Source organism: Bacillus haimaensis (assembly GCF_048270625.1).
GTDB classification, from domain to species: Bacteria; Bacillota; Bacilli; order Bacillales; family Bacillaceae_I; genus Sutcliffiella_A; species Sutcliffiella_A haimaensis.
Genome location: NZ_CP158164.1, coordinates 2,006,095 through 2,020,540 on the forward strand (window position 1 = coordinate 2,006,095; position 14,446 = coordinate 2,020,540).

13 protein-coding genes are annotated in these 14,446 nt (G+C 41.4%); all 13 read right to left on the minus strand.

Translation table 11 applies throughout. The features are described 5' to 3' along the window. Positions 1-6 precede the first annotated feature (6 nt). The 13 genes from fliF to sucC all read right to left on the minus strand — a co-directional run bounded on the left by fliF (position 7) and on the right by sucC (position 14,291). Positions 7-1,593, minus strand: coding sequence for a flagellar basal-body MS-ring/collar protein FliF (fliF, locus tag ABN702_RS10200; protein ID WP_417900560.1), 1,587 nt, complete (start codon positions 1,591-1,593; stop codon positions 7-9). A 122-nt stretch (positions 1,594-1,715) separates the two neighbouring features. Continuing rightward, a complete protein-coding gene (gene fliE, locus ABN702_RS10205; RefSeq protein WP_417900561.1) occupies positions 1,716-2,012 on the minus strand; it encodes a flagellar hook-basal body complex protein FliE in 297 nt (98 codons plus the stop codon). A 16-nt stretch (positions 2,013-2,028) separates the two neighbouring features. Then, the gene (gene flgC / locus ABN702_RS10210; RefSeq protein ID WP_417900562.1) at positions 2,029-2,481 is read right to left on the minus strand and encodes a flagellar basal body rod protein FlgC; all 453 of its coding nucleotides are present in this window, start codon (positions 2,479-2,481) and stop codon (positions 2,029-2,031) included. After that, the gene (flgB, locus tag ABN702_RS10215) at positions 2,481-2,870 is read right to left on the minus strand and encodes a flagellar basal body rod protein FlgB (RefSeq protein ID WP_204413677.1); all 390 of its coding nucleotides are present in this window, start codon (positions 2,868-2,870) and stop codon (positions 2,481-2,483) included. Before flgB ends, flgC begins: the two co-directional genes overlap by 1 nt. Before the next feature lie 288 nt (positions 2,871-3,158). Then, entirely contained in the window at positions 3,159-3,938 is a 780-nt protein-coding gene (codY, locus tag ABN702_RS10220) for a GTP-sensing pleiotropic transcriptional regulator CodY (protein ID WP_417900563.1), read from the minus strand. A gap of 25 nt (positions 3,939-3,963) precedes the next feature. After that, entirely contained in the window at positions 3,964-5,364 is a 1,401-nt protein-coding gene (hslU, locus tag ABN702_RS10225; protein ID WP_417900564.1) for an HslU--HslV peptidase ATPase subunit, read from the minus strand. A 17-nt stretch (positions 5,365-5,381) separates the two neighbouring features. Then, positions 5,382-5,924 carry an ATP-dependent protease subunit HslV gene (gene hslV, locus ABN702_RS10230; RefSeq protein WP_386637536.1) on the minus strand — a complete coding sequence of 181 codons (543 nt, stop codon included), beginning with the start codon at positions 5,922-5,924 and terminating at the stop codon, positions 5,382-5,384. A gap of 22 nt (positions 5,925-5,946) precedes the next feature. After that, a complete protein-coding gene (xerC, locus tag ABN702_RS10235; RefSeq protein ID WP_417900565.1) occupies positions 5,947-6,852 on the minus strand; it encodes a tyrosine recombinase XerC in 906 nt (301 codons plus the stop codon). A 67-nt stretch (positions 6,853-6,919) separates the two neighbouring features. Then, positions 6,920-8,224 carry an FADH(2)-oxidizing methylenetetrahydrofolate--tRNA-(uracil(54)-C(5))-methyltransferase TrmFO gene (gene trmFO / locus ABN702_RS10240; protein WP_417900566.1) on the minus strand — a complete coding sequence of 435 codons (1,305 nt, stop codon included), beginning with the start codon at positions 8,222-8,224 and terminating at the stop codon, positions 6,920-6,922. 120 nt (positions 8,225-8,344) lie between these two features. Further along, a complete protein-coding gene (gene topA / locus ABN702_RS10245) occupies positions 8,345-10,423 on the minus strand; it encodes a type I DNA topoisomerase (RefSeq protein WP_417900567.1) in 2,079 nt (692 codons plus the stop codon). A gap of 834 nt (positions 10,424-11,257) precedes the next feature. Continuing rightward, positions 11,258-12,127 carry a DNA-processing protein DprA gene (gene dprA, locus ABN702_RS10250; RefSeq protein WP_417900568.1) on the minus strand — a complete coding sequence of 290 codons (870 nt, stop codon included), beginning with the start codon at positions 12,125-12,127 and terminating at the stop codon, positions 11,258-11,260. Between the two features lie 82 nt (positions 12,128-12,209). After that, positions 12,210-13,112, minus strand: coding sequence for a succinate--CoA ligase subunit alpha (gene sucD / locus ABN702_RS10255; protein WP_417900569.1), 903 nt, complete (start codon positions 13,110-13,112; stop codon positions 12,210-12,212). An 18-nt stretch (positions 13,113-13,130) separates the two neighbouring features. Further along, a complete protein-coding gene (gene sucC, locus ABN702_RS10260; protein ID WP_204413655.1) occupies positions 13,131-14,291 on the minus strand; it encodes an ADP-forming succinate--CoA ligase subunit beta in 1,161 nt (386 codons plus the stop codon). Between the last annotated feature and the right edge of the window lie 155 nt (positions 14,292-14,446).

Genomic DNA, 14,446 nt, shown 5'->3' on the forward strand with positions numbered 1-14,446 from the left:
TTATCTTTATTCTGATAACCATGATCTTAATAGTTTTGCAAATTCATCAGGTTTTTCTTTCGCCATTTTTTCTAACTGCTTACGGCGAGCTGAGCCTTCCGATTCTTTTTCGTTATTATTAATATCCGGAATGTTTATCCGTGTGATTTCCTCTTCTATTATCATTTCTTCCTCTACTTCCTCTTTCTTACGTCGCATTAACAGGAAGATCAAGAGAATGATGATTGCGACAAGCACCCCACCGACCACATACATCCAAATCTGGATGTTGGAAGTGGAAGTTTCCTCGAATTGCGCTTTTCCATTGAAAGTTTGAACAGATACCACCACTTTATCTTCAATGTCCGCATCCGGATTTTCTGCTAGTGCTTGCTTATCAATGGAAGTTCTAACGATTGTACCTAAAATTTGCCTGATTTCATCAACTGTCCCATTCTGTAAGGAAAGTGGATCATCAGCAACAGGCGGCTCCACCATTACCTGAATGCCCATATCCCGTATCTTATAAGGGCTTTCCACTATTTCTTTTCTTATCCTGTTTACATCATTATTGATTCTTTCTTCCATCTTTTCATAATCGCCGCTGCCATTCGCCCCACCAGCAATATAAGCAGGAACATCAGCTTCACCGGCACCTGTCACTCCACCAGCTTCCCCTTCAGAACCAGTGTAGGTCTCCGTTATTCTTTCGACACTGACGGCAATCCCTTCCATATTGTCAGGATCGACAGGTGTAACAAGGTTTTCTTCCCTGTTTTCTTGTGTAAAATCGATATCAGTCGTGACAGACACCACAACCTTGTTTTGTCCCATCATCATGCCCAGCATCTGCTGAACCTGTCGTTGAATATCTCTTTCAATCTCTTTTTTCAATTCCAATTGGCTCGTTACATTCAGAGCATTTCCTGAATTTTTATTATTTGCAAGGTCAAAATACTCAAAATTCTGATTCATGATGACGATATTATCAGTAGAAAGGTTAGCGATACTTTTTGACACCAAATGATACAAGGCATTTATTTGCGCCTGGTCGAACTGATAGCCAGGTTCTGTATCCAATACGATGGATGCGGAAGCTTCCTGCACAGCGTCACGGACGAACACACCCTCTTGTGGCATTGTGATCATCACTTGTGCATCTTTCACTCCTTCAATGCTTTTAACCAGGTTTGCCAGCTCCGTTTGCATGGCATCGAGCTTCATTATCTGGAATTCATTGTCGGTCATCCCAAAACCGGATCTTTCTCCGAAGAAACCATAGTCAATACTGCCGCTTTTCGGGACGCCCTCGGCAGCGAGATCCACTTTCAAACCGTCCACTGTTTCCTGTGGAACGAGGATCGCAGTACCATTTTCCGTTATTTCAGAAGGAATTCCTCTTGTATCAAGCACCTCTTTGATTTGTCCAGTTTCCTGGGGAGTCAAGTCTTTATACAAGGGTGCCATATCGGTTCTTGTCAAAAAGTAAGTGATAGCAGTAAATGCAAGAATTGCAACGACTGCACTCGTAATGATAGCCGTTTTCTGTGTTTTCCCCTTGTTTTTCCAAAAGGAGATTGTTCTATTTTTCATATCAAGTAATTTTTCTTTCATTCTGTCAATTCCCCCGGTTATTATCTTGCAGCAATTTATGCAGTAAATAACCGCATTTATTTGTCTAGTATCTAATCGTTAAATGTTAGAAGGTGTTACTGGCAGACTTGGAAATGAATCTTTTATACTTGCATTCGCATTATTTCCTGATAGGCTTCAATACCTTTATTTCTTACTTCCATTGTCAATTGAAGGGAGACGCTCGCTTTTTGCTGCGCAATCAGCACATCGTGCAATTCAACTCCCTCATTATTGACGAGCTTTCTTGTCATTTCATTTGATGCAATTTGAGAATTATTGACTTCGTTTAATGCATCCTTTAAATAGCCGGAAAACTGCTGATGCACTTCACCACTAGATTTTTTATTGAATTCGGTAGTCTGCATCATTGAAACCTGGTTCGAAATTTTCGATATCATTCGTTTTCAGTCCTTCCTATTTACCAAGTTCAAGTGTTTTCATCATAATGCCCTTTGATGCGTTAAACACTGTAACATTTGCTTCATATGACCTGGACGCACTCATCAGATCCACCATTTCCTTTAAAGGATCTACATTCGGGAGTTCTACGTATCCGTCCTCATTGGCATCTGGGTGCTCAGGATCAAACACGACTCTAAATGGCGCATCATCCTCTTTAATTCTTGTTACCTTCACACCATTGCCAATATTGCTTGAAGAGCCTGAAGCTTTTTGTAGAAAAGATTGAAAGCTGCCCTCTTTGGGAGCCGTCTCTACTACCTTCCTTTTATATGGAACCCATTCACCATCTACAAATTTACCCCTCGTAGAATCAACATTTGCCATATTGGATGAAATGACATCCATCCGCAATCGTTGTGCAGTCAAGGCAGAAGCGGAAATATTCATACTTTTAAACATGGACATTACCCTTTACCTCCTTTTATTACGTTCTGCAGCGATTGAAATTTACCACTAAGTTGATCGATCATGGTATAGTAATAGATTTGATTTTCTGCCAAGTCTGACATTTCCTTATCGATGTCCACATTGTTTCCATTATGTGAGTACGAATGGGATGTATTATTTATCGTAAAAGCTTGTTTCGAAGTTCCTGTGAAATCATGATGTCTGCTGTCTGTTTTTTTGGCATTCATCGCATCCTGATAAAATTGCCCGAAATTCGGACTTACTTCTTTCCTTTTGTAATTCGGTGTATCCACATTGGCAATATTTTGAGAAATCGCCTTATGTTTCATTCCCGAATATTGGATACCTTTTTCTAGTGCACTAATTGATGTCGAAAATATTTTCATTATGACCCCCAAAAAAAATAGAAAAATGACGAATTATATAGTTTTGTCGAAAATTGTATGTATAAATTCATTGTAAATTATGGAACCCCATATGTCTATGTGTCAAATGTTAAAAAAAATCGTCAATTTGACTCATTTTTTGTCGTAGGACTAAAGTCACGACAAAAAACGACAAAGAGAAAAACACAAAGCAAAAGTTGTCGATTAACAGATTATATTTAGAAATTTCTTAATACTGCTGTCTACAAAAATAAAAAACCTGCCTAATTAAAGGCAGGTTTTCATCTATTAGTGAGACTTTAATTTAGATAATTCCATAAGGAACTTATCGTTTAATACTTTAATGTACGTTCCTTTCATTCCTAAGGAGCGAGATTCGATTACTCCGGCACTCTCAAGCTTACGAAGTGCATTTACGATTACAGATCTCGTAATACCGACACGGTCAGCGATTTTACTTGCTACAAGTAAACCTTCTTTACCATCCAGTTCCTCAAAAATGTGTTCGATTGCTTCAAGCTCACTGTATGAAAGGGAACTGATAGCCATCTGTACCACAGCTTTACTTCTTGCTTCCTCTTCGATTTCTTCCGATTTCTCTCGAAGAATTTCCATACCTACTACTGTTGCACCGTACTCAGCCATGATAAGATCGTCATCGGAGAAAGGCTCCTGCAGGCGGGCAAGAATAAGTGTTCCTAAACGCTCGCCACCACCGATAATCGGGACGATCGTAGTCAGACCTGATTGGAACAGATCCTTGTTTTCAACAGGGAATGCTGTATATTCGCTTTCAACATCCAGGTTGGATGAAGTTTCAGAGATGTTGAATAGGTTCTTTGTATATTCTTCAGGGAATTGACGATCTTCCAACATCTTGATCATTCTCTCGTTTTCAATCTGCTGGTTAATGGAATAACCAAGCAACTTTCCTCGACGGCTAAGGACGAACACATTTGCTTCAATCACATTGCAAAGCGTTTCGGACATTTCCTTAAAATTTACTGGTTTACCTGCCGCTTTTTGCAGCATTGCATTGATAGTTCTTGTTTTTTGTAATAATGCCATAACTATTTCCTCCTAAAATCTACTTCTATAATATAAATTGGCTTAAATCTTTATTTTTTACGATGGTTCCTAATTTTTCATCCACATACTGTGGGGTGATCACTATTTTCTCCAGATTGATATCCGGCGCTTCAAAAGAGAGATCCTCCAACAGTTTTTCGAGAATGGTATGCAAACGGCGCGCCCCAATATTATCAGTATCCTGATTCACTTGGAATGCAACTTCAGCTATCTTACGAATAGCATCGTCAGAAAATTCAACTTGTATACCTTCTGTTTCCAATAATGCTATGTACTGCTTTATTAAAGCATTATCCGGCTCAATCAAAATCCTTACAAAATCTTCAACAGAAAGCTTGGTAAGCTCCACGCGGATCGGAAAGCGTCCCTGCAGTTCCGGTATTAGATCTGAAGGTTTCGCCATATGGAAGGCACCTGCTGAAATGAATAGTACATGATCCGTCTTCACTTGACCGTATTTGGTAACAACCGTTGAGCCTTCCACGATTGGAAGGATATCACGTTGCACCCCTTCACGGGATACATCTGCTGATGAACCAGAGTTCTTTTTGGCAATTTTATCGATCTCATCGATGAAAATGATGCCGCTTTGCTCCGCACGTGTTACCGCATCCTGTGTAACCTCATCCATATCAATAAGCTTGTGCGCTTCTTCATTTGTAAGAACCGGTCTTGCTTCAGCAACTGTCAGCTTCCGTTTCTTCTTTTTCTTCGGCATCAGGTTGCTTAATGCATCCTGCATGTTCATGCCCATTTGTTCCATACCCGAACCCTGAAGCATATCAAACATCGAGCCTTGCTGTTCTTCCACTTCGATCGTGATATACCTGTCTTCCAGTTCACCCAAAGCAAGCTTATGTGCCATTCTTTTTCTCTGCTCCTGAATGGACACTTCCTCTTGTTTGGATTGTTCTTCCGAGTCGGAGTTCTGGGCATTTCCGCCAAAAATCATTTCAAAAGGATTTTTATAGGAAGAATTCTTCTGTTTTCCCGGTACGAGAAGTCCTACAATGCGATTATTTGCATTTTCGAGTGCTTTCTCTTTCACCTTGATCATTTTCTCCTCTTTCACAAGACGAACAGATGTCTCAACAAGGTCCCGAACCATTGATTCCACATCTCTGCCCACATATCCAACCTCTGTGAATTTCGTCGCTTCCACCTTGATGAAGGGAGCACCCACAAGCTTAGCTATTCTTCTTGCAATCTCCGTCTTTCCTACACCAGTGGGACCGATCATCAGAATGTTCTTTGGTACAACTTCATCCCGCAATGATCCTTTAAGCAAGTTACGTCGGTACCGGTTTCTTAGCGCCACAGCTACGGCTTTTTTTGCATTTGTCTGCCCTACAATATATTGATCCAGCATTTCCACTATTTGCCGAGGGGTCAATTTTGTACTCATGTTTACAACCGCCTTTTCTATAGTTCTTCTACAATGATATTGTCATTAGTATAAACACAAATTTCGCCGGCCATATCCAAGGCCGCCTTCGCAATTTCCCTGGCAGTCATATGCTCACCTGCATAACGTTTTAACGCACGGCCTGCAGCAAGGGCATAATTTCCACCGGAACCGATAGCCAGAATACCATCATCCGGTTCGATTACTTCACCAGTACCAGCGATAAGAAGAAGACTTGTTTCATCCATGACGATCAACATTGCTTCGAGTCTTCTGAGGACTTTATCGCTTCGCCAATCCTTTGCAAGTTCGACTGCCGCCCTTTGCAAATTCCCATTATATTCTTCCAGTTTTCCTTCAAACAGTTCATATAATGTAAATGCATCCGCTACAGAACCGGCAAAACCTGCAAGAATCTTTCCATTGAAAAGCCTCCGGACCTTCCTCGCAGAATGTTTCATCACAACAGCATTTCCAAATGTAACTTGGCCGTCACCTGACATTGCCGATTGACCATTGTGCTTGACGGCAAATATCGTGGTGGCATGAAAAGAAGACATGGGGATTCCTCCTATTTGATCCTCAGGCTCGAGGATGAAATTGATTGTATGTTTGTTGAAGACGATCTTTCGTCACATGCGTATAGAGCTGAGTGGATGAAAGGCTGGTATGACCAAGGAGCTCTTGAACCACTCTCAGATCTGCCCCTTCATTTAACATATGAGTTGCAAATGTATGACGCAAAACATGGGGGCTAATATGTAGGGTCGAGCTGGTTTTTTTCACCATATCATTCAATACACCCCTTACACCACGATGAGTGAGCGGGCCTCCGCGAAAATTCAGGAATAGTGTCTTTTCATTAGGCTGATTTCCTTTGGATAGCAATTCCTTCCGCCCGTATTCCATATAATGCTTAAGGGCCTCTTGTGCATAGCTTCCAAAAGGAACATATCTCTGCTTATTCCCTTTTCCGGTAACAAGAATGGTCCCAAGGCTGAAATCAATATCCTGCAGTTGCAGCTGGCAGCACTCGCTGATACGAATGCCTGTCGCATACAGCAGCTCCAAAAGTAGTTGATTTCTTTGACCAAGGGGCGTATCAAGATCTGATACTGCAAACAATTTCTCTAATTCTTCACTATACAGAAATTGCGGCAGGCGTTTTTCCTGCTTGGGCAGGGAAACAATCGTGAAAGGATTAACGCTTATTTGTTCTTCCCTGATCAAATATTTAAAGAAGCTTCGCAGGCTTGAAGTTTTTCTCGCAACCGATCTTCTGGCATATTTTTTCTGATGCATCTTGGTTAGATACAAACGTGCTTCAATATGGGTGATATCACTTATGCTAGTCAGCGCTTCTTCTTTCATAAATTCAAAAAAATCTTCAATATCCTTTTGGTAATACACAATAGTATATTTTGAATAGTTTTTCTCAATCTGTAAATATTCTAAAAAAGAAATTAACGGAATCTTAACATTTTGCATATTATTTATCACCTCACAAGGGCTACTAAATATTATCACAATTTAGTAGCCCTTGCAATTAATTTGATTAACTTTTTACAAAATTCTGAATTGTTTCCAACGCTCTCCTAGCATGTGCTTCATTGCGTTCCTGCTTATTCTTTATCTTACTCGGCAAATCAGGGAACAAACCGAAATTGGCATTCATAGGCTGGAAGTTCTTAGCGTTTGTTGTTGTAATATAATGCGCCATACTTCCGATAGCAGATTCCTTAGGAAACTCCACTGGCTCTTCTCCAGTTACAAGCCTCGCTGCATTGTAGCCGGCTACCAGACCTGAAGCGGCTGATTCCACATACCCTTCCACCCCGGTCATCTGTCCTGCAAAGAAAAGATTGTCCCTTGCTTTAAACTGGTACGTTGCTTTGAGCAGGTTTGGGGAATTGATGAACGTATTTCGGTGCATGACGCCATAACGGACGATTTCTGCATTCTCCAGACCAGGTATTAATCTTATCACATCTTTTTGAGGACCCCATTTTAAATGTGTCTGAAAACCGACAATATTATACAAAGTTCCAGCAGCATCATCCTGGCGAAGCTGTACTACCGCATATGGACGTTTATCGGTTTTAGGATCTTCCAGGCCGACTGGTTTAAGTGGACCAAAGAGCATCGTCTTTTTCCCGCGGTTTGCCATGACTTCAATCGGCATGCAGCCTTCAAAGAAGATTTCCTTTTCAAATTCCTTCAATGGGACCGTTTCCGCTTCGATCAGGGCCTCGTAGAATGTATTGAACTGCTCCTCTGTCATCGGGCAATTCAAGTATGCCGCTTCTCCCTTATCGTATCTGGACTTCAAGTACACTATGTCCATATTGATGCTGTCTTTTTCAATAATCGGTGCTGCAGCATCATAGAAGTACAGATACTCCTCCCCAGTCAGGGAACGAAGCTGATCTGATAGTGCTTTTGACGTTAAAGGCCCTGTTGCGATGATGGTCGGACCTTCAGGAATTGCTTCCACTTCCTCATTAAATACCGTTACATTCGGATGGTTTTTCACCATTTCGGTAACCTTTGCAGCAAACTCATGTCGATCAACAGCTAAAGCTCCTCCTGCAGGTACGGCACATTCATCCGCTGATTTTATGATAACGGAGTCCAGCATCCGCATTTCTTCCTTTAGGACTCCAACAGCATTTGTCAGTGTGTTCGCTCTTAAAGAGTTGGAACATACCAATTCTGCAAATTTATCTGTATGGTGTGCTGGTGTTTGCACAACCGGTCTCATCTCGTATAAATGAACCTGAATCCCTCTATTTGCAAGCTGCCAAGCCGCTTCACTACCTGCCAATCCAGCTCCAATAACAGTTACTACTTGTGTTGTCATAATATTTCTTTCCTCCAAATCTGCAAACTTACTGACCCAATTACAACAGGCCGCCTAAAAACTACTTTACCAAATGAAAAGGGGCTGACGCAAAGTGTTGAGGTGTCAGTCCCTTTTTTCTTATGCTTGCTGCTCTTCTTTGTAATCACACTCAACGCATTGTACTTGAACGCCCTTTTTGAGTTTCTTCTCTACAAGCAGAGATTCACACTTCGGACATTTACGGGCAATCGGTTTATCCCATGATAGGAATTCACACGTTGGATATTGGTCACAGCCATAGAAAATTCGCTTCTTTTTACTTTTTCTTTCCACGATATTCCCTTTTTCACATTTAGGACAAGGTACTCCAATATCCTTAACGATCGGCTTGGTATTTCGGCATTCCGGGAAATTGGAGCATGCCATGAACTTGCCATAGCGTCCCATTTTGAAAACCATTTCGTGTCCGCAAACTTCACAATCCTCACCAGCAGGTTCATCTTTGATTTCGATTTCCTGCATTTCCTGTTCTGCTCTTTCCAGACGTTTGGCGAATTCATGGTAAAACCCATCAATGATGTGGACCCAGTTCACCTTGCCATCTTCCACATTATCCAGATTCGTCTCAAGATTTGCAGTAAACTCAACATTAATGATTTCAGGGAAAAATTCCAATATTAATTGAATGACGATGTTACCAAGTTCAGTTGGAACAAATCGTTTGTTATCGAGTGCCACATAGCCACGTTTCTGAATGGTGTCAAGAGTCGGCGCATACGTAGAAGGTCTGCCTATTCCGAGTTCTTCCAAAGTCCGTACCAGTCTGGCCTCTGTATACCTTGGTGGAGGCTGTGTGAAATGCTGCTTCGGATCTACATCCTTTGAGAAGACATTATCGCCCTTCTCAAGTGCCGGAAGCAGGTTTTCCTTTTCTTCCTGCTGGTCATCACTGCCTTCAACATATACCTTCATGAAACCGGGAAACTTAACTGTAGAGCCTGTTGCACGGAACATGACATCATTTTGTGCAAGATCGATGGAAACAGTATCTAAAATTGCAGGTGCCATTTGACTTGCGACAAAACGTTCCCAAATTAGCTTATACAATCTGAATTGATCGCGGGACAAGTATTCCTTTACGGACTGTGGGTCTTTCATGGTAGAAGTTGGACGGATTGCTTCATGCGCGTCCTGGGCATTAGCCTTTTTAGTTTCTTTTCGTTGTTCAGTCGAAAGAAAATTCTGGCCAAATGTCTTTTCTATGTATTCTACCGCTTCCTTTTTAGCCGTCTCGGAAATCCTGGTGGAGTCTGTCCGCATATAGGTGATCAATCCTACGGTTCCTTCCTTCCCAAGTTCAATTCCTTCATACAACTGCTGTGCAAGCATCATCGTTTTCTTAGCACGGTAGTTGAGCTTACGGGCCGCTTCCTGCTGCAGGGAAGAAGTGATAAACGGCAGGGCCGGATTACGTTTGCGTTCCTTTTTCGTGACACTTTGGATTTCAAAGGCGTTGCCTTCCAATCTTCCAAGAACGTTTTTAACATCCTCTTCAGACTTCAATTCAGTCTTTTTTCCATCAAGTCCATAGAAGCTGCCCTCAAATTCCTTTGAATCATTGGTGATGAACGAACCCTTGATAGTCCAATATTCCTCAGGTATGAATGCATTGATTTCATTTTCTCGATCGATGATCAGTCGGACAGCAACTGATTGAACACGCCCTGCACTTAATCCTTTTTTAACCTTCTTCCAGAGAAGCGGACTGATATTATAGCCTACAAGACGATCAAGAATTCTTCTTGCCTGCTGTGCATCCACTACATCGAGGTTGATAGGCCTTGGATGCTTAAAGGATTCCTTGATGGCATCTTTCGTAATCTCATTGAAAACAACCCTGCAGTCCGAATGCAGATCAATATCAAGGCTATGTGCCAAATGCCAAGCAATTGCTTCCCCTTCGCGATCCGGGTCAGCTGCGAGATAAATTTTCTTGGCTTTTTTGGCTGCTGTCTTCAGTTCCTTAAGTACAGGTCCCTTTCCTCGGATGGTAATGTACTTTGGCTCAAATTCGTGTTCCACGTCCACACCCATTTGGCTTTTAGGCAAATCCCTGACATGTCCCATCGATGCTTTTACTTTATATTTTTTTCCCAAATATCGTTCAATTGTTTTTGCTTTAGCTGGTGATTCCACTATCACTAAGTATTCTGACATTCAATAATCCTCCTCAAGAGGGTAAATTCTTAGAAAAAATTGGCCTAATGCCATTTGTTTTCTCAAAGTTTTTAACAACCACTTTTTATATTCAATTTTTATCAAAAGGTAAATTTTCTCGTTTTTTAATTTTGGATCCTCTGAAAATAAGTGTATGCTGTATAACTCCCTGTTGATTTCCGTTCCAGGCGGCAGCGATCGCGGGAGTCTCACACCTTGCACTCCAATCAACAGGGGCGGCAGGTGACGCATAACGTCCTCACTATATTTTCATTTTTCACGCTGTAAATCTTTTACATGAAGGGCCCTGTTAAAAGAGAAGTGATGTTTATTGTGTATACTAGCTGTTGATTGGAGCAATAGGCGAAGACTCCGGCGGGTGTTGCGTTTAGTGGAGACCCCACAGGCGTAGCCGAGGAGGCTCCACTAACGTCCCGCGGAAAGCGAAGTCTAGTGCGGAAATCAACAGCGGTGTTCACAGAGTCTGTATTTAATTACTGAGTTCATTAAATCTTCACCATTATTAAATATTAAAGATGGGTTTGTCAAACAACTACCCATTACTACTTCTTCTTTTCCCTCCTATTTCTATCAAATAAACGAAGAAATCATTCTTTATTTGTGGAAAAGGAGGTTCGGCGCTTCCTTCTATTTACTATGTAGTCAGATATCGCGCTTTTCATACTTGCTTGCATGAAAAAAAGTACAACTTATGAATATCGTTGTACCCTATAATAATATAGACATATAATCATTTGTAAAGTAAAAATAGAAAATTATTATAAAAAATTGAAATTTATTTGTCATTTTATATGAAAATTTTAGAAAATTCCACTATTGCAGTTCATTTAGTATATCATGGTGACTCATCACCAGTTTGGCACCTTGCTGTATCAAGCTGTTTGTTCCTGCTGCGGTCGGTTCCATAATCGATCCCGGTACAGCAAAGACGTCCCTGCCTTGTTCTAGAGCCTGATCTGCGGTAATCAAGCTACCGCTTTTTTCTTTTGCTTCTATTATAATAACCCCTTCGCTTAGTCCACTGATAATTCGGTTCCTTTTTGGAAAATGCCACCTCACGGGAGATGAGAATGGAGGGTATTCTGAGACCAGCAGATGTTCTACTGTAAGATAGTCGGCTAGCTTCTGATTTTCTTTGGGGTAGACTTTCATTACCCCGCCACCTAGCACCGCAATGGTCCCGCCTTTATTTTCTACAGTCAGCCTATGGGCATGCGTATCGATCCCCTTTGCCAGACCGCTTACGGTGACAAACCCTGCTTTTATTAACGGCGGTATTATTTTCTGAAGGGATAACCGACCATTTTCCGTCATATTTCTTGTCCCGACCACCCCCAGAATCCTTGCTTTCAACAATTGTGGGTTACCTTTTGTATATAAAACCAATGGTGGACCGTATATCTCCTTCAGTAGAGGAGGATATTCTTCATCAAATATTGTGATTATACGAATCTTTTCCTTTTCATAGACGTCAAGTAGGTGGTCAAATTGGAGGTTTTTCATGTAATCAAAGATGGTAAGAGATTTTTGATGAGAAAGAGAAGTGAGCCGGGAGATTTCAGAAAGAGAAAGTTGGTGAAAGTTTGCAAGGGTAGGGTCCATTTTAATCAGTTCAATAATCGAAGAATCGTTCAGAAAAGGGCAATGATGAAGGGCAATGAATCTTTTTTTCCATCGTTCCATACGGTCGCAGCACCTCATTAAATTTTTTTTGGATATGATAAATAGGAATAGCCGTCTCCGACTATTCCTTTTCAATCAATTATTAATGTGTTTTACATTTATCGTAAATGCCTTGTTCTTTGATCACTTTGATAAGTGTTTCTCCCATTACAGAAGGAGTATCTGCAACTTCGATTCCACACTCATTCATTACACGGATTTTCTCATCAGCTGTACCTTTACCACCAGAAATGATTGCGCCGGCATGGCCCATACGTTTTCCTGGAGGAGCAGTACGCCCACCGATGAATCCAACGACAGGTTTTGTCATATTTTCTTTCACCCATAGAGCCGCTTCTTCTTCAGCAGTTCCACCGATTTCGCCAATCATGATTACTGCATACGTATCTTCGTCTTCGTTAAAAGCTTTTAACACATCAATGAAGTCTGTACCGTTGACTGGGTCTCCACCGATACCTACTGCTGTAGATTGGCCGATACCTTCTTGGGATAACTGGTGAACTGCTTCATACGTAAGTGTACCAGAACGGGAAACCACCCCTACATGGCCTTTAGTATGGATGTAGCCAGGCATGATTCCGATCTTGCACTCATCAGGAGTGATGACACCAGGACAGTTAGGACCCACTAGGCGAGTCTTTTTCCCTTCCATATACCGTTTCACTTTAACCATATCAAGAACCGGGATATGCTCAGTAATACAAATAGCCAAGTCCAATTCAGCGTCAACCGCTTCCATGATTGCATCTGCTGCAAACGGAGCCGGAACATAGATTACAGATGCATTGGCACCAGTAGCCTTTACCGCTTCTTCAACTGTGTTAAATACAGGTACACCTTCCACTTCAGTGCCGCCCTTACCAGGTGTTACACCACCAACGATCTGTGTACCATACTCCAGCATCTGCTTTGTGTGGAACAGAGCTGTAGATCCAGTAATACCTTGTACGATAACTTTTGTATCTTTATTAATAAATACACTCATGTATGTCCCCTGCCTTTCTTATCCTACTTGCGCTACGATTTTTTGTGCTCCATCAGCCATGGATTCAGCTGCAACGATATTCAGACCAGATTCACGTAAAATCTGTTTTCCTAAGTCAACGTTCGTACCTTCCAAACGTACAACCAGAGGAACTTCAAGTCCTACTTGTTTAGCTGCTTCCACTACTCCAGTAGCAATGATGTCACACTTCATGATTCCACCGAAAATGTTAACAAAAATTCCTTTTACATTATCATCAGAAAGGATAATCTTGAAAGCTTCTGTTACTTTCTCAGCAGTAGCACCGCCCCCAACGTCCAGGAAGTTAGCAGGGTCCCCACCGTAATGCTTGATGATATCCATTGTTGCCATCGCAAGACCGGCACCGTTAACCATACAACCGATGTTTCCATCCAGGGAGATATAGCTTAGGTCATATTTGGAAGCTTCGATTTCTTTTGCATCTTCTTCTTCCAGATCACGATATTCCACAATGTCTTTATGACGGTAAAGAGCATTTGCATCAAAGTTCAACTTTGCATCAAGTGCCATTACCTTCGCATCACCAGTTACAACTAGTGGATTGATTTCAGCAATCGAGCAATCTTTTTCTACAAAAGCGGTGTATAAACTCATCATGAATTTAACAGCTTGTCCCACCAATTCTTTCGGGATGTTGATGTTGAACGCAATACGACGAGCTTGGAATCCTGTTAATCCAACAACAGGGTCAATTACTTCTTTGAAGATTTTCTCAGGCGTATGCTCAGCCACTTCTTCAATCTCTGTTCCACCTTCTTCAGATGCCATTAACACAACACGGGAAGTTGCACGGTCCAATACTAACCCGATATAATATTCTTTCTTAATATCGCAGCCCTCTTCAATAAGTAAACGTTTTACTTCTTTACCTTCAGGGCCTGTTTGATGAGTAATCAATGTTTTGCCTAAAATCTCGTTCGCATATTCGCGGACTTCATCCAGATTCTTCGCAACTTTAACGCCGCCGGCTTTACCGCGACCACCTGCGTGGATTTGTGCTTTTACAACACAAACTTCTGTTCCTAATTCTTTCGCAGCTTCTACTGCTTCTTCTACAGTAAATGCAACGCGGCCATTTGGAACAGCTACCCCGTATTTTCTGAGGATCTCTTTTCCTTGATATTCATGGATATTCATTTCCCATCCTCCAATCTTATGTATCGCAAAAATAATAGTTAAAGGGTCTTTTCGCATACATTGTTGTTTTTGACGTAGCCAATGTAAACACGCAAGATTACTTACTTTCGTGCTCTTTTCCCGTGTAATAGATTTATTTTCATTTAATTTAACAG

Coding starts and splice junctions, on each gene's coding strand:
- fliF (WP_417900560.1), bottom strand. CDS start 1,593: ATGAAAGAAAAATTACTTGATATGAAAAATAGAACAATCTCCTTTTGG.
- fliE (WP_417900561.1), bottom strand. CDS start 2,012: ATGATATCGAAAATTTCGAACCAGGTTTCAATGATGCAGACTACCGAA.
- flgC (WP_417900562.1), bottom strand. CDS start 2,481: ATGTCCATGTTTAAAAGTATGAATATTTCCGCTTCTGCCTTGACTGCA.
- flgB (WP_204413677.1), bottom strand. CDS start 2,870: ATGAAAATATTTTCGACATCAATTAGTGCACTAGAAAAAGGTATCCAA.
- codY (WP_417900563.1), bottom strand. CDS start 3,938: ATGGCATTATTACAAAAAACAAGAACTATCAATGCAATGCTGCAAAAA.
- hslU (WP_417900564.1), bottom strand. CDS start 5,364: ATGAGTACAAAATTGACCCCTCGGCAAATAGTGGAAATGCTGGATCAA.
- hslV (WP_386637536.1), bottom strand. CDS start 5,924: ATGTCTTCTTTTCATGCCACCACGATATTTGCCGTCAAGCACAATGGT.
- xerC (WP_417900565.1), bottom strand. CDS start 6,852: ATGCAAAATGTTAAGATTCCGTTAATTTCTTTTTTAGAATATTTACAG.
- trmFO (WP_417900566.1), bottom strand. CDS start 8,224: ATGACAACACAAGTAGTAACTGTTATTGGAGCTGGATTGGCAGGTAGT.
- topA (WP_417900567.1), bottom strand. CDS start 10,423: ATGTCAGAATACTTAGTGATAGTGGAATCACCAGCTAAAGCAAAAACA.
- dprA (WP_417900568.1), bottom strand. CDS start 12,127: ATGGAACGATGGAAAAAAAGATTCATTGCCCTTCATCATTGCCCTTTT.
- sucD (WP_417900569.1), bottom strand. CDS start 13,112: ATGAGTGTATTTATTAATAAAGATACAAAAGTTATCGTACAAGGTATT.
- sucC (WP_204413655.1), bottom strand. CDS start 14,291: ATGAATATCCATGAATATCAAGGAAAAGAGATCCTCAGAAAATACGGG.